This is a genomic window from Halomonas sp. THAF5a (assembly GCF_009363755.1).
Taxonomy (GTDB): domain Bacteria; phylum Pseudomonadota; class Gammaproteobacteria; order Pseudomonadales; family Halomonadaceae; genus Halomonas.
Genome location: NZ_CP045417.1, coordinates 2,419,455 through 2,436,763, shown reverse-complemented (window position 1 = coordinate 2,436,763; position 17,309 = coordinate 2,419,455). Strand labels below are relative to the sequence as shown.

Sequence of the window (17,309 nt, the reverse complement as noted above, 5' to 3'; positions counted from 1 at the left end):
AATGCCGAAAAGCCGAGATTATCAGGAAGGTGTCATGCATTTCCCCACCCTCGAGGAGACCGTCGGCCATACGCCGCTGGTCCGCCTCAAGCGCATCACCGCCGGGCGCGGCAATACCCTGTTGGCCAAGCTGGAGGGCAACAACCCGGCCGGGTCCGTCAAGGACCGTCCGGCGCTCTCCATGATCCAGCAGGCCGAGGCCCGGGGCGAGATCGCGTCCGGCGACACCCTGATCGAGGCGACCTCCGGCAATACCGGCATCGCCCTGGCCATGGCGGCCGCCATCATGGGCTATCGCCTGGTGCTGATCATGCCGGAGAACGCCTCCGACGAGCGCAAGCAGGCCATGGCCGCCTACGGGGCCGAGCTGATCGAGGTGAGCGAGACGGGGGGCATGGAGGAGGCCCGTGACCTGGCCGATACCATGGTCGCCCGCGGCGAGGGCAAGCCGCTGAACCAGTTCGCCAACCCCGACAACCCCCTGGCCCACTACCGCACCACCGGGCCGGAACTGTGGGAGCAGACCGGCGGCACCCTCACCCACTTCGTCTGCTCCATGGGCACCACCGGCACCATCATGGGCGTGTCGCGCTACCTCAAGGAGCGCAATCCCGAGGTGCAGATCGTCGGCCTGCAGCCCGAGGACGGGGCCAGCATCGCCGGCATTCGCCGCTGGCCGCCGGAGTACCTGCCGAGCATCTTCGACGCCAGCCGCGTCGACCGGGTGCTGGACATCGGTCAGCGCGAGGCCGAGGAGCACATGCGTCGCCTGGCCCGGGAGGAGGGCATCCTGGCCGGGGTCTCCTCCGGCGGCGCGCTGGCCGGCGCCCTGCGCGTGGCCGCCGAGGTCGAGAACGCGGTGATCGCCTTCATCGTCTGCGACCGTGGCGACCGCTACCTGTCCACCGGCCTCTTCGCCCCGGAGCGCTGAGATGACCATGCTGGGCAAACGCCGACCGAAACGGGCCGCGTCGGGCGTCTCGGGGCTGCAGGGACGTCAGCGGGATGACCGCCAGTCGCCCGCCGCCGTCCGGGAGCCGGCGCCCGATTTGCTGACGATCCAGGGCCTGGCCCACGACGGGCGGGGCGTGGCGCGCACCGCTCAGGGCAAGACGGTCTTCGTCGAGGGCGCGCTGCCGGGCGAGCGGGTGAAGGGAGCGGTGCACCGGACGCGCAAGCGCTTCGACGAGGCGCACGTGCGGGAGGTCGAGCTCCCCTCGGCCGAGCGCGTGGCGCCCCCCTGTCCCCACTTCGGTCGCTGCGGCGGCTGCGACCTGCAGCATCTCGCCCTGGCGGCCCAGCGCCGACACAAGCAGACGGTGCTCACGGAGCTGCTGGGACGTCAGGGCATCGTCCTGGACGAGGCGCCCGAGCTGATGGCCGGGGCGGGCGAAGGGTATCGCCGCCGCGCGCGCCTGGGCGTCAAGGTCGATGCCGACGGCCGGATTCACCTCGGCTTCCGCGCTCGCCACACTCACCGCCTCGTCGATATCGAGCGCTGCACCGTGCTGGTGCCGGCCCTGGAGGCCCTGCTCGCCCCCCTGCACCGGCAGCTCGCCGAGTTGGAGGCGCCGCGCCAGGTCGGCCATCTCGAGCTGCTCGAGAGCGACCGCGGCGTGGTGCTGCTGGTGCGCCAGCTGCGCGACCACGCGGCGGACACCCGCCGCTGGCAAGCCTTCGCCTCGGCCCAGGGCGTGCATCTGGCCCGCTGGCTGGGCCGCGAGGCGCCGCGCTTCGACTGGCTGACGCCCCGGCCGACGCTCACATGCCGGGTGCCGGGGCCGGCCGGCGAACTGTCCCTCGGCGTCGAGCCCGGGGACTTCCTCCAGGCCAACGACGAGGTCAACCGCCGGATGGTCGGCACCGCGCTCGACTGGCTCGCGCCGCATCTCGGCGAGGCCCGGCTGCTCGACCTCTTCGCCGGGATCGGCAACTTCAGCCTGCCGCTGGCCGCGGCCGGCGCCCGGGTCGCCACCGCGGAGGGCAGCCCGGCGATGGTCGAGCGCCTGGCCGGCAATGCGAGGGCCAACGGCCTGACGGTCGAGACGCACCAGGCCGACCTCAGCGCCCCGGCTGCGGTGCACGCACTGCTCGCCTCGGTGCGGCCCGAGGTGGTGGTGCTGGATCCCCCCCGGGAGGGTGCCGAGGCGGTGAGCCAGGCGCTGGTGGCGCACCCGGCGGCCCACGTGCTCTATGTCTCCTGCGACCCGGCGACGCTCGCCCGAGATGCGGCACACCTCTTGCAAGGGGGATACCGGATCGTGCGCGCGGCGGTCGCCGACATGTTCGTGCACACCTCCCATATGGAATCCATGTTGATGTTCGAGTTCACGGGCTCGACTCGCGACCTTCAAGGAGCGCCGAGCGATGGTTAAAGTGCGTGAGGATCAGCCGTTGACCCAGGATGGGTCGGTCGATATCGACCTGTGGCTGACGCGCCTGCAGGACGACGTCAAGCTGCGCGACGTCGCGGAGATGGAGCAGGCCTGTCGGCTCGCCCAGCACTTGGAACAGGTCTCCGAACGCCCCCACAAGTCCTGGCTCGTGGATGGTTCGAGCTTCCGCATGGGGCTCGAGATGGCCGATATCCTCGGCGAGCTCAAGCTGGACCAGCCGGCGCTCGAGGCCGCGGTGCTCTATCGGGCGGTGCGCGAGGGGCTGATCGATCTCGCCGAGGTCGAGAAGCGCTTCGGTGGCGAGGTGGCCGGGCTGATCGACGGCGTGCTGCAGATGGCGGCCATCAGCACCTTCCAGGCGCCCAGCCAGGGCCTGACCCAGCACGACCAGCAGGACAACCTGCGCAAGATGCTGGTCAACCTGATCGACGACGTGCGCGTCGCCCTGATCAAGATCGCCGAGCGCACCTGCGCGCTGCGCCAGGTGCGCGATGCCCCGCGGGAGAAGCGTCAGCAGGTGGCCCGCGAGGTGTTCGACATCTATGCCCCGCTGGCCCACCGGCTGGGCATCGGCCACCTCAAGTGGGAGCTCGAGGACCTCTCCTTTCGCTACCTGCACGACGAGGACTACAAGGCCATCGCCCGCCAGCTGGCCGAGCGGCGCCAGGACCGCGACCGCTACATCAGCGAGGTGGTCGAGACCCTCAAGTCGCTGATGTCGGCGCAGGGCATCCGCCGCTACCAGGTCGATGGCCGCGCCAAGCACATCTACTCGATCTGGCGGAAGATGAAGCGCAAGCGCATCGACTTCTCCCAGGTCCACGACATCCGCGCGGTGCGTATCCTGGTGCCCGAGGTGAGCGACTGCTACACGGTGCTGGGCATCGTCCACTCGCGCTGGCATCACGTGCCCAACGAGTTCGACGACTACATCGCCAACCCCAAGAAGAACGGCTACCAGTCGCTGCATACCGCGGTGTTCGGCCCGGAGAGCAAGGTGCTGGAGATCCAGATCCGCACCTTCGCCATGCACGAGGAGGCCGAGCTCGGGGTGTGCGCCCACTGGCGCTACAAGGGGCATGACACCAGCGCCCGCAGCGCCAGCTACGAGGAGAAGATCGCCTGGCTGCGCCAGGTGCTCGAGTGGCACGAGGAGGTCGGCGACTTCGGCAACCTTCGCGAGGGGCTGACCAGCGATGTGGCGCCGGATCGCATCTACGTCTTCACCCCCGACGGCCACGTCATCGACCTGCCGCGGATCGCCACGCCCATCGACTTCGCCTACCGGGTGCACACCGAGGTGGGTCATCGCTGCCGTGGCGCCAAGGTCGACGGGCGCATCGTGCCACTCACCTACCGCCTCAAGACCGGCCAGCAGGTGGAGATCCTCACCGCCAGCAAGAGCGGGCCGAGCCGCGACTGGCTCAATCCCAACCTGGGCTACGTGCGCACCTCCCGGGCCCGGGCCAAGATCCAGGCCTGGTTCAAGCTGCAGGCGCGCGACCGCAACCTCGAGGAGGGCCGGGCGCTGTTCGAGCGCGAGATGAAGCGCCTCGACGTCGAGGGCATGGACCTCACCCGCCTGGCCAACAAGGTCAACTACCCGACCCCGGACGACATGTACGCCGCCCTGGGGGCCGGCGATCTGCGTATCGGCCAGGTGCTGCACCAGGCCCAGCAGCTGTTCGGCGAGAGCGACGATCAGGAACAGCTCGACCGCCTGCTGGCCAAGCCGCGCAAGGCCACGGGCAAGGGGAGCGGCGGCGACATCACCGTGCTCGGCGTGGGCAACCTGAAGACCAGCATGGCCAACTGCTGCCACCCGGTGCCCGGCGAGGCCATCGTCGGTTTCATCACCCAGGGGCGCGGCGTCACCGTGCACCGCCAGGACTGCCCCAACATCCTCCAGTTGCGCCTCGATGAGCCGCAACGCATCATCGAGGTGGAGTGGGGGGAGCGCGCCCGCACCCAGTACCCGGTGGACATCGAGATCCAGGCCTGGGATCGCTCGGGGCTGTTGCGCGACGTCACCGGGGTGCTCAGCAACGACCGCGTCAACGTGCTCTCCGTCAACACCCTCACCGACACCGACGACGGTATCGCCCGCATGTCCATCACCGTCGAGGTCGACGGCCTGGAGACCCTGGGGCGGCTCTTCTCGCGCATCCAGCAGCTGCCCAACGTCATCGAGGTGCGACGCCTGCGCGGCGGCGGGAAGAAGGGCAAGGGCAAGAGGAAGGCCACATGAGCGACACTCGCCACGACCTGCATCACCTGCTGGAGCTGATGGCCGTGCTGCGCGACCCCGAGCAGGGCTGCCCCTGGGACGTGAAGCAGGACTGGGACAGCATCGTTCCCCACACCCTCGAGGAGGCCTACGAGGTGGCCGACGCCATCGAGCGGCGCGCCTGGGACGAGCTGCCCGGCGAGCTCGGCGACCTGCTCTTCCAGGTGGTCTACTACAGCCAGTTCGCGGCCGAGGAGGGGCGCTTCGACTTCCACGACGTCGTCGACACCCTGACCGCCAAGATGCTGCACCGCCATCCCCATGTCTTCCCCGATGGTACCCTGGCCTCTCGCCGCGAGGGGGTGAGCGCCGCCGAGGTCGAGACCCGGCAGGTCCACTCGCGCTGGGAGTCGCTGAAGGCCGAGGAACGCGACGCGCGGGCGAGGGAGGCGGCGTCCTCCGCCTCGGTGCTCGACGACGTGCCGCGGACCCTGCCCGCGCTATCGCGGGCGGCCAAGCTCTCCAAGCGGGCCGCGCGGGTCGGCTTCGACTGGCCCGATGCCCGGGGCGTGCTGGCCAAGATCCGCGAGGAGCTCGATGAGGTCGAGCAGGCGCTGGACGCGGGAGACCGCGACCACGCCGCCGAGGAGGTGGGTGACCTGCTGTTCGCCGTGACCAACCTGGCGCGCACCCTCAAGGCCGACCCCGAGCAGTGCCTGCGCCAGACCAACGCCAAGTTCGAGCGCCGCTTTCGCCACGTCGAGGCGGGGCTGGCCGCCGAGGCCGTATCGTTGCCCGAGGCGGGGCTCGCGGCGATGGAGCGGCACTGGCAGGCGGCGAAGCAACAAGAAAAAACATAACGATATCCCCACTCCCGAGGAAAGGAGAACCCTGGACATGAGCCACGATCTGCATGAATCGCTGCGTGACAACGTTCGCATCCTCGGCGACAGTCTCGGACGCACCATCGCCGATGATCTCGGCAAGGACTTCGTCGACCGCATCGAGACCATTCGCGGCCTCGCCAAGCAGGGGCGCCAGCGCGAGGCCGACAGCAATCGTCAGCTGATCGACTACCTGCGGGGCCTGCCCGACAGCGACCTGCTGCCGGTGACCCGCGCCTTCAACCAGTTCCTCAACCTGGCCAACATGGCCGAACAGCACTACCGCGCGCGCTTTCGCCGGGTCGAGGACTACAAGCCCGGCGCCCAGCCGGTGCTCGGCGAGCTGCTCGAACGCGCCCGCGGCGAGGGACACACGCCGCGCAAGCTGGTCGAGGCGCTCGCCAACATGCGCGTCGAGCTGGTGCTGACCGCCCACCCCACCGAGGTCATCCGCCGCACCCTGATTCAGAAGTACGACGCCATCGATGAGTGCCTGACCATCATCGAGTCCTCCGCCGACTACCCGGAGCGCGCCGCCCGCGCCCATGGCCGGCTCGAGGAATTGATCAGCCAGGCCTGGCACACCGACGAGATCCGCCACGAGCGGCCGACCCCGGTCGACGAGGCCCGCTGGGGCTTCGCGGTGATCGAGAACTCGCTGTGGCAGGCGGTGCCGGACTTCCACCGCGACCTGGACAACCTGCTGCTCGATACCGCCGGCGAGCGGCTGCCGCTGGATGCCGCGCCGATCCGCTTCGCCTCCTGGATGGGCGGCGACCGCGACGGCAACCCCAACGTCACCGCCAAGGTCACCCGCGAGGTGCTGCTGCTGGGCCGCTGGATGGCCGCGGACCTCTACGCCCGCGATCTCGAGCAACTCAAGGCCGAGCTCTCCATGTGGAAGGCCAACAGCGCGCTCAAGGCCGAGGTAGGCGATGTCGCCGAGCCGTATCGCGAGCTGATCAAGCGCCTGCTGACCCGAGTCGAGGCCACCCGCGAGTGGGCCCAGGCCAAGCTCGACGGCGTCAACCACGACGGCGGGCCGATCATCGAGACCCGCGATCAACTCTACGCGCCGCTGCTGGCCTGTTATCGCTCGCTGTGCGACGTGGGGCTCGATACTATCGCCAACGGCGTGCTGCTCGACACCCTGCGCCGGGTCTCGGTGTTCGGCGTCACCCTCACCAAGCTCGACCTGCGCCAGGAATCCACCCGCCACGAGCAGGTGATGGAGGAGCTGACCCACGGCCTGGGCCTCGGCCACTACCGCGACTGGAGTGAGGAGCAGCGCCAGGAGTTCCTGCTCAACGAGCTGGGGTCACGGCGGCCGCTGATCCCGCGTCGCTGGGAGTGCTCCGCCGAGGCCCGCGAGGTGATCGACACCTTCCGCGTGATCGGCTCCGAGCACGCCGAGGCGCTGGGCACCTACATCATCTCCATGGCCGGCCAGCCCTCCGACGTGCTGGCCGTGGCGCTGCTGATGAAGGAAGTGGGCGGCGAGGCCACCCTGCCGATCGCGCCGCTGTTCGAGACCCTGGACGACCTCAATCGTGCCGGCGACGTCATCGACCGGCTGCTGGCGCTGCCGGGCTATCGCCGGCTGACCGGCGATCGCCAGGAAGTGATGATCGGCTACTCGGACTCCGCCAAGGACGCCGGGCAGCTGGCCGCGGCCTGGGCCCAGTATCGCGCCCAGGAGACCCTGGTCGAGGTGTGCCGCCGCCATGACGTCGCCTTGACCCTGTTCCACGGCCGCGGCGGCACCGTCGGTCGCGGCGGCGGTCCGGCCCATGCGGCGATCCTCTCCCAGCCGCCGGGTTCGGTGAACGGCAGCCTCAGGGTGACCGAGCAGGGCGAGATGATCCGCTTCAAGTTCGGCCAGCCCGACATCGCGCTGCGCTCCATGGAGATCTACGCCTGCGCGGTGCTCGAGGCCTCGCTGCTGCCGCCGCCGACCCCCGAGCCGGCCTGGCGGGAGGAGATGGATCGTCTCGCCGGGGTGGCCCACCAGGCCTACGTGGGCGTGGTGCGCGAGGACCCCGACTTCGTGCCCTATTTCCGCTCGGTGACGCCGGAAACGGCGCTGGGCCGCCTGCCGCTGGGCTCGCGCCCGGCCAAGCGTCGCCAGGAGGGGGGCGTCGAGACCCTGCGCGCCATCCCCTGGATCTTCGCCTGGACCCAGACGCGCCTGATGCTGCCGGCCTGGCTCGGCAGCGGCGAGGCCTTCGCCAAGCGCCTGCAGGAGCCGGGCGGGCTCGAGGTGCTGCGCGAGATGCGCGACCGCTGGCCGTTCTTCGGCACCTACCTCGACATGCTCGAGATGCTGCTGGCCAAGGCCGACGTCGACATCGCCGCCTACTACGAGCAGCGCCTGGTCGATGAGCCGGCCCTGAAAGCCCTCGGCGAGCGGCTGCGCGAACGCTTCGGCCGTCTCAACGACGCAGTGCTGCAGATCCTGGATCAGGACGAGCTGCTCGAGAGCACGCCGCTGATCCGTCAGGCGGTGGAGGTGCGCAATCCCTACATCGACCCGCTGCACGGCCTGCAGGCCGAGCTCCTGCAGCGTAACCGCGACGCCGATGGCGCGATCAGCGGCGATCTTTCCCGAGCCCTGATGGTCACCATGGCCGGCATCGCGGCGGGACTTCGCAACACCGGCTGATCGGTGCGGCGCCTCTCCGGTGCCCCTCCTCATCGCCCCAACTCATCGCCCCAACTCATCGCTCCACCCAGCGCCCCGGCCGACTGGCCGGGGCGCTGGGTGGAGCGTTCGCCTCGTGAGAGGGACCGCGCCCGGGGCGCAGAGGAGCGTGGCCTAGAAGGGCAGGTGAATCGAGGCGGTCATCAGGTTGAGGTGCTCCATGGCGGGGTCATCGATCTGCTCGAACTCGAGGCGGCTCACCACCTGGCGAAACTGCAGGCGGGCGCCGAAGCCCCGTATCTGCGCCGTGCCGCGACTGATCTCGGCGCGATCATCCGCGCCCACGGGGGCGCCCTGCCACTCGGCCAGCCCCGCCTTCGCATAGAGCCCGAGGGCGCCGACGCGCACCCCGGCCATCAGGCTGCCACCGAGGCTGGTGGTGTCGTGGAGCCGCGATCCCTCCTCGCTGGCGATCGGCACGTCGTCGCTGCGCTGGTAGCTGACCTCGGCCCCCAGGTCGAGCCGGGGCAGGCCGTGGGGCGTGAAGCCGGCGGTGAGGCGAAAGCCCGAGGTGGCGCCGTCGGGGGTGACGACGTCATCGCCCTGGACGAGCAGGCCGTTGTCGAGGCGCATCAGGGGCTGGGCGATGCCACCGTAGGCGGGCATGTCGGTCTCGATGGCCGTGGCGTCATCGGCCTCGAGGGTGAGATCGGCCTGGCAGGGCAGGGCGATGGCCGCGAGCAGGACCGCCAGGGCGATGAGGGGGCGAGAATCCGGATGCATGATCTCCGACCTTGAGTCGGCCATGGGCCGGCCCGGAGTAGATACCCTCTCAATCTAGCAACCGTCGCCGGGTGGCGCCACTGCCGCGGCCCGGGCCCGCAGGGCGGCCAGGTGCTCGGCGAGGCCCGGCGCCGCGAGGCCGTGTCGCTCGGCCGCGACGAGCAGCGGCGCGAGGATCGCCTCGTGCTCGGTGGGTCGCCCGGCCTGGACGTCCTGCAGCATCGAGGCGCGATTGGCGGCCGTCGCCTCGATGACCTGCCATACCAGGCGTCGCCAGCCGTCGAGTCCCGCCCCGTCGGGTGGCGCGATGCCCTCGGCGGCGAGGATCGGCGCGAGCTCGCCGAGCAGGGTCTCGACCCGGGCGCGGTAGGGCGCCTCGCGAAGCTCGCCGTTGCGGATGCCGGCGCGGGCCACCAGCGGATTGATCGCCGCGTTGACGGCGAGCTTGCGCCATAGCCGCACCCGAATGTCGAAGACCGCCTCGGCGGGCAGGCCCGCCGACGAGAGCACGGTGGCCAGCTCGGTGGCGAGCGCATGCTGGTCGCCCGTCAGGCTGCCGAGGAAGGTGTGGCCGTGGCCGGCATGGGTGACGCGGGTATCGTCCTGGACGTGGGCCCCCTCGGTGGTGGTGGCGCAGAGGACGGGGCCGGCGTGGCGCTCGGCGAGGCGCGGCTGGGCGTCGAAGCCGTTCTGCCAGAGCACCAGCGGCACCCCCGCCGGCAGGTGGCTCGCCAGGGCGGCATGGGCCGCCTCGGCGCCGTGGGCCTTGGTGGTCAGGTGCACCACGTCCGGGGGCGCCGGCAGCGCCTCGATCCGGGCCACCTCGACCCGGCGCGTCAGCACGCCGTCCGCCGGGGTGATCAGCGTCTGCTCGGCGGGCAGCGGGCGGCGGGCGACCAGCGTCACCGATGCGCGGTCGGCGAGCCGCAGGGCGATCAGCCGGCCCAGCGCCCCGGGGCCGACGATCCAGTGTCGCGTCAGGGTCATGGCAGCTCTCCTCTCGAAGGGGGCACCCCGGCATCGTCGCCGCGATGCGTCATGTGCGCTTGGGGCGTCGAGCCCCCGTGGTGCTCCGGCGTCGTGGGCCGGCGCGTTTCTTGCCGCCCTGGGTCCTTTTCCCCCTGGCCGCCGGCGCGGTCTCGCCCTGGGCGCCGGCCAGCGCGGTGCGGATCCGGCCGGCGTCCGCGGCGCCGAGCAGGCCGCGCAGGTCCTCGATCAGCGCCGCGAGGAAAGGGCCCGGGTCGTCGTCCTGCTCGGCGATGGCGCCGAGGCGTTGCTCCCACAGGGCGGTGCGCTCCGGGCGGCCCACCGCCTCGGGCAGCGAGGCGATCAGGGCGCTGCCCAGGCGGCTGGCACGCAGCGTCTTGGCCTGGCGCACCAGGTAGCCGCGCTCCACCAGGGTCTCGATGATGCCGGCCCGGGTCGCCTCGGTGCCGAGGCCATCGTGCTCGCGGAGCGTGCGCCGCACGGCCGGGTCGTCCACGTAGCGGGCGATGTTCATCATCGCCTTGATCAGGCTGGCGTCGGTGAAGGGCTCCGGCGGGCGGGTCTCGCGGTCCTCCACGCCGGCGTCCTCGACGCGGCAGGTCTCGCCCTCGTCGAGCGGCGGCAGCGGCGGCGCCTCGTCGCGGGTGGTGAAGAGCGGCTTCCAGCCGGGGTCGAGGATCTCCTGGCCACGGGCGCGGAATCGCTCCTCCACGATGGTGAACTCGGCCTTCACCTCGCGGGTGGCGAGCGGCGCATAGAACTGCGCCAGCACGTTGCGCGCGATCAGCCGGAAGACGTCGGCCTCCTGCCGCGAGAGCGTCGCCGGATCGGCGGTCTTGCCGGTGGGCGCCAGGGCATGGTGGGCGCCCACCTGTTTGTCGTTCCAGGCCCTGGAGCGCTTCGTGAAGTCGGCGCCGGCGAGCCAGCCGCGCAGGGTGTCGTCGCCGGCGCAGGCGCCCTCGAGGGTGCGGCGGGCCCCGGCGAAGTGCTCTTCGGGCAGGTAGCGGCAGTCCGAGCGCGGGTAGGTGATCAGCTGGTGGCGCTCGTAGAGGCGCTGACAGATGTCCAGCACCGCCTTGGCCGAGAGCCCGTGGCGGCGGGCGGCGTCGACCTGCAGCGCCGACAGCGAGTAGGGCAGGGGCGCGGCCTGGCGCTTGTCGCGGCGCTCGAGGCTGGACAGCCGGCCCTCGGCGCCGGGCAGGCGCTCGGCCAGCGCGGCCGCCGGGGCGCGCTCGAGCAGCCGCCCCTGGTCGTCCAGCGGGTGCCCCTCGCCGGGTGCCCACCAGGCTCGCAGGCGGCCGCGGGCCACGGCCAGATCGGCCCAGAGCACGTAGAAGGGTCGCGGCTCGAAGTCGCGGATCTCGGCGTCGCGACGCACCACGAGCCCCAGCACCGGGGTCTGCACCCGGCCCACCGAGAGCACGCCGTCATGGCCGGCCTGACGGCCGCTTACCGTCCAGGCGCGGGTCAGGTTGATGCCGTACAGCCAGTCGGCGCGTGCCCGGGACTGGGCGGCGCGGTAGAGCGGGGCGTAGCGGGCGTTGTCCTCCAGCCGGCCCAGCGCCCGCTGGACCGCCGGGCGGTTGAGGTCGCTGACCAGCAGCCGCGAGACCGGCCCCGTCCAGCCCAGGTGCTCGATCACCTCCTGTACCAGCAGCTGGCCCTCGCGGTCCGGATCGCCGGCGTGGACCACCTCGCGGGCCTCCTTCAGCAGCTTGCGAATGACCGCCAGCTGGCCGCGGGCCTTGGGACGGGGCATCAGCTGCCAGCGGCTCGGCAGGATCGGCAGGGTATCGAGACGCCACTGCTTGAGGGCGGGGTCGTAGGCGTCCGGCGGCGCCTGCTCCAGCAGGTGGCCCAGGCACCAGGTGACGGTGGTGTCCCCGACCGCCACGGCCCCGTCGAGTCGGCGGGGGCGGCCGGGCAGGGCGTCGGCGATGGCCCGGCCCAGGCTGGGTTTCTCGGCGATGATCAGGCGCATAAGGGCTCGTCGGCGTGAATGACATGGACATTCTTCCAGTATTCTCGGCGCCTCGCCAGGTGTAAGCTGGTCGATACGTGTACAATCATTGTACAAACCTCAGCCAGGAGACAAGGCGATGCGTGAACGTGGCCGGACTCGACGCCTGCTGGGCCTCGGCGCCCGCACCGGCGGAGCACTGCTCCGTACTCGGCTAGGGGGAGAGGCCGACTGGCGCGCCCTGGGCGAGGCGCTCTTCGAGGGGCTCTCGGAGCTCAAGGGGCCGGCCATGAAGCTGGCCCAGATCATGTCCCAGTGGGACGACCTGCTGCCGCCGGATCTCGCCGAGGAGCTCGCCCGCCTCCAGCGCCAGGCCGAACCCATGCCCTGGGCCGACATCCGCCGCACCCTGGTCGAGCAGTATGGCGAGCTGGACGCGACCTTTCGCGAGATCGAACAGCGCCCCTTCGCCAGCGCCTCCATGGGGCAGGTGCACCGCGCCGTGACCCATGCCGGCGAGACGGTGGTGCTCAAGGTGCAGTATCCGGGACTCGCCGAGGTGCTGGAGAGCGACCTCGCCCAGGTACGGCGCCTGATGCGCCTGGGGCGCTGGTTCAAGGTGCCCCAGGCGCGTCTCGATGCGCTCTTCGAGGAGCTGGCGATGAGCCTGCGCGGCGAGCTCGACTACCACGCCGAGGCCGAGGCGCTGGCCCGTTATCGCGCGCGCTACGCCCACCTCGACCGGCTGGTGATTCCCGAGCCGCTGCCCGAGCTCTCCGGTCCGCGGGTGCTGGCCATGCGCTACGTGGCCGGCACGCCGCTGCGCGAGCTGGAGGCGGCCGATCATGAGAGGCGCCAGCAGGTGGCGGTCACCCTCGCCGACTGGCTGACCGAGGAGCTCTTCACCCATGGCGAGCTGCACGCCGACCCCCACGCCGGCAACTTCGCCGCGGACGAGGCGGGGCGCCTGGTGATCTATGACCTGGGCGCGGTGATCTCGGTGCCCGAGGCGCGGCTCGCGGCGATGATGCGCCTGCTCGAGGCGACCCTCGAGGGCGACGCCATGGCCATGGACGCCGCGCTGCTCGAGCTCGGCGGTCGCCAGGGGCAGGGGGCGCCTCTGGCGCTCTATCGCGAGTCGGCCGAGGCGGTGTCGCCGCTCTTCCAGCCGGGCGAGCAGGACTTCGGCGACGTGCGGGTCCACCGTCGTCTGCGCGAGCTGTCGCCGAAGGTGTGGGCGGCCATGGACCGCCTGCAGCCGCCGGCGGATACCCTGCTGCTCTCGCGCACCCTCAACGGCCACTACTGGAACCTGGTGCGCCTCGGCGCGCGCCTCGACATGCACGCCCGCACCCGCCCGCTGCTGCCGAGCGCGCCGGCCTGATCACCTGCCCAGCCCCGCGGCGGACTGGTAGACTGTGCCCTTTTTGCGAATGCGGAGAGAGCGATGCTGGCGGTATGGGTGGAACAGCTGCTGGGCTTTGCCACGGGGGCACTGGGCGCCATTCGCGAGGATGAGCGCTATCCCACGCTGATGGCCTGGGCCCGGGAGGAGGGGCCGGCGCTGGTCGGCGGCGATGCGGCGCTGGCCCAGGCGCTGGCCCCGGAGCTCTGGTCGCAGGCGCCACTGGAGCGGCTCGACTTCGCCGCCGAGCCGCTGGCCCGGCCGGGGCGCAACGAGCCCTGCTGGTGCGACTCCGGGCGCAAGACCAAGCGCTGCTGCGGGGCGGTCAGCCTGCCCGGTCACGTGCCGACCCACCTGATGTGGATGCTCTCGCTGCGCGACTGGAAGGGTGACACCCTGAAGGCGGCGCTGGCCAGCGGCCGGGCGCCGGCCCAGGCGCTGCTGGAGGCCGGGCTGATCGCCGCCGAGTCGGGCCAGCGCGGGCGCGCCCAGCAGATCCTCGAGTCGCTGTTCGAGCGTGCCGACTGGCAGACGCTCCCCGAGCAGGCGGAGCCCGCCTTCGAGATCCTCATCGACCTCTATCAGGAGCGCGGCTTCAACCGCAAGCGCGAGGCGCTGCTCGATGCGGTCCTCGACCGCGGGCCGCTGTTCCTGCGCGGCGTGGCGCTGGAGCGCCTCTGCCTGATGCACCTCGACAACGACGACCTGGACAGCGCCCGGGCCGCCTTCGTGCGCGCCCAGCAGGCGCTGCCCGACTCGCCGACCCTGGCCTACATCGAGGCGATGCTGCTGCTCCACGAGGGGCACGAGGAGGAGGCCGCGGAGCGCTCGCGCTTCTGGTTCCGACGCCTGGCCCGCCAGGGCGACCTGGAGCCCGACCAGCTGCAGTTCCTGGCCGACCTGGCCGACAACCCCGGCGCGACCCTCGCCGACCAGCTGCTCAGCGCCGAGGAGGACCTGGCCGAGCCGCTGGTGGCCCTGCAGGCGCTGCTCGCCGAGCTGCCCGTCGCCCCGCGCCTGGAGATTCGCCGCGATACCGAGGGCGGCCTCGAGTACCACTCCACGGCCCGTGAGGACACCCTGTTCGCCGCCTGGCAGAAGGTCTTCAAGGCCCAGGTGGAGCGCGACGCCCCCATGGGCTTCGACGAGGATCCCTGGTCCCAGGCCGGCGAGTGGCTGCCGGCGCTCTGCGCCCACCCCGAGTGGCTGGACTCGCCCGCCGTGCTGCAGTCGCTGGCGCTGGCGCTGGCGAGCCGCTTCGGCAGCCTGCCGTGGATGGCGCCGAGTCTCTTCGAGCCGCTGTCGACGCGGCTGGAGCGCTGGCTCGAGCAGGTGCGTGCCGAGGGCGAGGGCGGCTTCGCGTGGGAGAGCGCCGACAACGCCGTGCTGCTGCGTTCGGGCCTCGCCCTGGTGGTAGGCATGGAGCGCGGCGCCCGGGCTCACTCCCGGGAACTGGCCGAGCGGCTGCTGACCCTGGACGCCGAGGATAGCCTGGGGCTTCGCGAACTGGTGCTCGACCAGCTGCTGCGTGAGGGGCGCGACCGGGCGGCCCTGGCGCTCTGCCTGCGCGAACTCGAGGGCGAGAAGGCGCATGAGGAGGCGACGCCGCTGGGGCTGCTGATGGGCCGGGTGCTGGCGCTCTATCGCCTGGAGCGCCGCGACGAGGCCGAAGCGGCCCTCGCCGAGGTGCATCGCCACAACGCCCACGTCGTGGCGATGCTGTGCGCCGAGAACCCGCGCCCGGTCGGCCACGGCGGCGACGGCGTGGCCGCGCCCGGCTCCCGGGCCGAGGCCTGGCAGTACCGCACCCTGATGCGCGATCAGTGGCGCACCACCCACGGGGCCCTGGCGTGGCTGCAGGCGCGGCTCGGCGAGTGACGCGCCACGGCGCGCGCCCTCCTCAGGCCGCTCGCGGTGCCGGCATCAGCGAGCGGTCGCGGCTGATCCAGATCGCCAGCAGTATCGCGGGCAGGCCGAGGGCCGAGGCGACCAGGAAGAAGGTGGCGTAGCCCTCGGCGGCGACCAGCAGGCCGCCGAAGCCGCTCAGGAACTTGCCGGGCAGGGTCATCAGCGACGAGAAGAGCGCATACTGGGTCGCCGTATAGGCCCGCGAGGTGAGGCTCGACAGGAAGGCGATGAAGACCGCGCTCGCCAGGCCGTTGGCCAGGTTGTCGCCGACGATGGCCATGACCAGCATGGGCAGGCTCTCCCCCGCCAGCGACAGGGCCACGAACAGCAGGTTGGTCAGCGCCGCCGCCACCGCCCCCAGCACCAGGATCGGCCCGATGCCGTAGCGGGCCACCAGCAGACCCCCGAGGATCCCCCCGCCGACACTCATGGCGATGCCGAAGACGTTGGTGACGTTGGCGATGGTCGACAGCGAGAACCCCAGGTCGATGTAGAGCGGGTTGGCCATCGAGGCCATCGCCAGGTCGCTGATCCGGAACACCGCCACGAACACGAGCAGCCAGAGGGCGCGGCGGCGGTGGCGGGTGAAGAAGTCGGTGAAGGGGCAGACGATGGCGCCGATGGTCCAGGCGACCAGGCGGCGCAGCGCCTTGGGGCGCCCCCGCGAGGCGCGCAGGAAGGCGCGCACCCGGGGTTCGTGGATCAGCTGGGTGCCGAGGGAGGCCCGCTCGGGCTCCGGGCGCAGCAGCACCGTGATCGTCCCGACGCCGACCAGCACCGCCATGCTGAGGTAGGCGGCCTCCCAGGAGACCAGCGAGGCCACGTAGAGGGCCCCGGCGCCGGCGGCCAGCAGGCCCCCGCGGTAGCCGATGATATAGGTGGAGGCCATGGCGGCCTGGATATCGTCCGGGGCCGATTCGATGCGAAAGGCGTCGATGGCGATGTCCTGGGTCGCGCTGCCGAAGGCCACCAGCAGCGCCAGGGCGGCCACCAGCGGCAGGTGATCGACCGGGTCGACACCGGAGAGGCCCGCCAGGCCCGCGGCGATCATCGCCTGGGCCAGCAGCATCCAGCCGCGGCGCTGGCCGAAGGTGCGCGTCAGCAGCGGCAGGGCGAGCCGGTCCACCACCGGGGCCCAGAAGAACTTGATCGAGTAGAGCATGCCGATCCAGGCGAAGAAGCCGATGGCCGCCACCTCGACGCCGGTGCTGCGCAGCCACGCCGAGAGCGTGGAGAAGACCAGCAGGAAGGGCAGGCCGGCGGAGAAGCCCAGGAACAGCATGGTGATGACCGGTGCGCGCAGGTAGATCGCCAGGGCGTCCTGCCAGCTGCGACGAACGGGGGAGGGCGGCATGTCGGGCAGGACTCCTTGCGCCAGGGGGTGAAAGGGGGGAGGCGGTCACGCAGCCTCCCACCATCGATGATAAAATCACCAGTCAGTCGCCGGGAAGCGACCCTTCGGCCCATGTCCCCCGAGGGCCTTTGCCCCGGGATGACGTGCGGTGGGATTGTTGCAGAGCACCGGCAGTGATACCAGCTGGAAGCCGATCAGGAGCCATATGAGCGATTCAGAGATTCGTCACGTCGAGGCCGATGATGCCATTCCCCGCTGGTACGTCGTTCAGTGCAAGGGCGGGGAGTCCTTCCGCGCCGCCGAGCACCTGACCAACCAGGGCTACGAGATCTTCCACCCCGTGCTGCAGGTGCAGAAGAAGCGCCGCGGCAAGCTCGAGTGGGTCAGCGAGCCGCTCTTTCCCTACTACCTCTTCATTCGCCTCGATCGCCTGGCCAGCAACTGGCGCCCCCTGCGCTCCACCCGTGGGGTGCTGAAGATCGTCACCTTCGGCCTGGAGATGCCGGTGCCGGTGAGCGACTCGCTGGTCGAGACCCTGCGCACCCACGGCAGCGAGGAGCAGGACGCGACGGCGAACGTCTACTTCCGCGCCGGCGAGGCGGTGGAGATCACCGAGGGGCCCTTCAAGGACCTGCAGGCGGTGTTCTCGAGCCACAAGGGCGAGGAGCGCGCCATCGTGCTGCTCAACCTGCTGCACAAGCAGCAGCGCCTCGAGATGCCCGTCGGCCAGCTGCGCCGCCGCGACTGACCGACGGCCGCGTCGC

Annotated in this window: 12 protein-coding genes; 8 read left to right on the top strand and 4 right to left on the bottom strand. The window is 71.3% G+C overall.

Annotated elements, in window-relative coordinates; translation table 11 throughout:
- Window positions 1–34: 34 nt before the first annotated feature.
- The 5 genes from cysM to ppc are packed head-to-tail and all read left to right on the top strand — an operon-like array spanning window position 35 to window position 8,169.
- Window positions 35–931, top strand: a complete 897-nt coding sequence (cysM, locus tag FIU83_RS10975) for a cysteine synthase CysM (RefSeq protein ID WP_152484080.1) — start codon at window positions 35–37, stop codon at window positions 929–931.
- Between the two features lies 1 nt (window position 932).
- Window positions 933–2,375 (top strand): TRAM domain-containing protein, encoded by a 1,443-nt coding sequence (locus FIU83_RS10970; RefSeq protein WP_152484079.1) that lies wholly within the window; start codon window positions 933–935, stop codon window positions 2,373–2,375.
- Window positions 2,368–4,644 (top strand): GTP diphosphokinase, encoded by a 2,277-nt coding sequence (gene relA / locus FIU83_RS10965; RefSeq protein WP_152484078.1) that lies wholly within the window; start codon window positions 2,368–2,370, stop codon window positions 4,642–4,644. The genes FIU83_RS10970 and relA overlap by 8 nt, the downstream gene beginning before the upstream one ends.
- Window positions 4,641–5,483: a nucleoside triphosphate pyrophosphohydrolase gene (gene mazG / locus FIU83_RS10960; RefSeq protein WP_152484077.1), complete on the top strand. Its 843-nt coding sequence runs from the start codon at window positions 4,641–4,643 to the stop codon at window positions 5,481–5,483. Before relA ends, mazG begins: the two co-directional genes overlap by 4 nt.
- A 37-nt stretch (window positions 5,484–5,520) precedes the next feature.
- Window positions 5,521–8,169: a phosphoenolpyruvate carboxylase gene (gene ppc / locus FIU83_RS10955; protein WP_152484076.1), complete on the top strand. Its 2,649-nt coding sequence runs from the start codon at window positions 5,521–5,523 to the stop codon at window positions 8,167–8,169.
- Window positions 8,170–8,322: 153 nt separating this feature from the next.
- Here ppc and FIU83_RS10950 read toward each other — a convergent pair whose 3' ends face one another.
- The 3 genes from FIU83_RS10950 to FIU83_RS10940 are packed head-to-tail and all read right to left on the bottom strand — an operon-like array spanning window position 8,323 to window position 11,899.
- Window positions 8,323–8,931 carry a hypothetical protein gene (locus FIU83_RS10950; RefSeq protein ID WP_152484075.1) on the bottom strand — a complete coding sequence of 203 codons (609 nt, stop codon included), beginning with the start codon at window positions 8,929–8,931 and terminating at the stop codon, window positions 8,323–8,325.
- Window positions 8,932–8,985: 54 nt separating this feature from the next.
- Window positions 8,986–9,918: a ketopantoate reductase family protein gene (locus FIU83_RS10945; protein WP_152484074.1), complete on the bottom strand. Its 933-nt coding sequence runs from the start codon at window positions 9,916–9,918 to the stop codon at window positions 8,986–8,988.
- 49 nt (window positions 9,919–9,967) lie between these two features.
- Complete coding sequence (locus tag FIU83_RS10940; RefSeq protein WP_152484073.1) at window positions 9,968–11,899, bottom strand: DNA topoisomerase III; 1,932 nt, start codon at window positions 11,897–11,899, stop codon at window positions 9,968–9,970.
- 118 nt (window positions 11,900–12,017) lie between these two features.
- Here FIU83_RS10940 and FIU83_RS10935 point away from each other — a divergent pair, with 118 nt between their 5' ends.
- Both FIU83_RS10935 and FIU83_RS10930 read left to right on the top strand, forming a co-directional pair.
- Window positions 12,018–13,262 carry an AarF/ABC1/UbiB kinase family protein gene (locus FIU83_RS10935; protein ID WP_152484072.1) on the top strand — a complete coding sequence of 415 codons (1,245 nt, stop codon included), beginning with the start codon at window positions 12,018–12,020 and terminating at the stop codon, window positions 13,260–13,262.
- Between the two features lie 63 nt (window positions 13,263–13,325).
- Window positions 13,326–15,161 carry an SEC-C metal-binding domain-containing protein gene (locus FIU83_RS10930; RefSeq protein WP_152484071.1) on the top strand — a complete coding sequence of 612 codons (1,836 nt, stop codon included), beginning with the start codon at window positions 13,326–13,328 and terminating at the stop codon, window positions 15,159–15,161.
- Window positions 15,162–15,183: 22 nt separating this feature from the next.
- Here the strand turns inward: FIU83_RS10930 and FIU83_RS10925 are convergent, their stop codons facing one another.
- On the bottom strand, window positions 15,184–16,545 hold the full coding sequence (locus FIU83_RS10925; RefSeq protein ID WP_152484070.1) for an MFS transporter: 1,362 nt from the start codon (window positions 16,543–16,545) through the stop codon (window positions 15,184–15,186).
- A 205-nt stretch (window positions 16,546–16,750) separates the two neighbouring features.
- Between FIU83_RS10925 and rfaH the strand changes: the two genes are divergently transcribed.
- A complete protein-coding gene (gene rfaH, locus FIU83_RS10920; protein WP_152484069.1) occupies window positions 16,751–17,293 on the top strand; it encodes a transcription/translation regulatory transformer protein RfaH in 543 nt (180 codons plus the stop codon).
- The last annotated feature ends 16 nt before the right edge of the window (window positions 17,294–17,309 follow it).

Coding starts and splice junctions, on each gene's coding strand:
- cysM (WP_152484080.1), top strand. CDS start 35: ATGCATTTCCCCACCCTCGAGGAGACCGTCGGCCATACGCCGCTGGTC.
- FIU83_RS10970 (WP_152484079.1), top strand. CDS start 933: ATGACCATGCTGGGCAAACGCCGACCGAAACGGGCCGCGTCGGGCGTC.
- relA (WP_152484078.1), top strand. CDS start 2,368: ATGGTTAAAGTGCGTGAGGATCAGCCGTTGACCCAGGATGGGTCGGTC.
- mazG (WP_152484077.1), top strand. CDS start 4,641: ATGAGCGACACTCGCCACGACCTGCATCACCTGCTGGAGCTGATGGCC.
- ppc (WP_152484076.1), top strand. CDS start 5,521: ATGAGCCACGATCTGCATGAATCGCTGCGTGACAACGTTCGCATCCTC.
- FIU83_RS10950 (WP_152484075.1), bottom strand. CDS start 8,931: ATGCATCCGGATTCTCGCCCCCTCATCGCCCTGGCGGTCCTGCTCGCG.
- FIU83_RS10945 (WP_152484074.1), bottom strand. CDS start 9,918: ATGACCCTGACGCGACACTGGATCGTCGGCCCCGGGGCGCTGGGCCGG.
- FIU83_RS10940 (WP_152484073.1), bottom strand. CDS start 11,899: ATGCGCCTGATCATCGCCGAGAAACCCAGCCTGGGCCGGGCCATCGCC.
- FIU83_RS10935 (WP_152484072.1), top strand. CDS start 12,018: ATGCGTGAACGTGGCCGGACTCGACGCCTGCTGGGCCTCGGCGCCCGC.
- FIU83_RS10930 (WP_152484071.1), top strand. CDS start 13,326: ATGCTGGCGGTATGGGTGGAACAGCTGCTGGGCTTTGCCACGGGGGCA.
- FIU83_RS10925 (WP_152484070.1), bottom strand. CDS start 16,545: ATGCCGCCCTCCCCCGTTCGTCGCAGCTGGCAGGACGCCCTGGCGATC.
- rfaH (WP_152484069.1), top strand. CDS start 16,751: ATGAGCGATTCAGAGATTCGTCACGTCGAGGCCGATGATGCCATTCCC.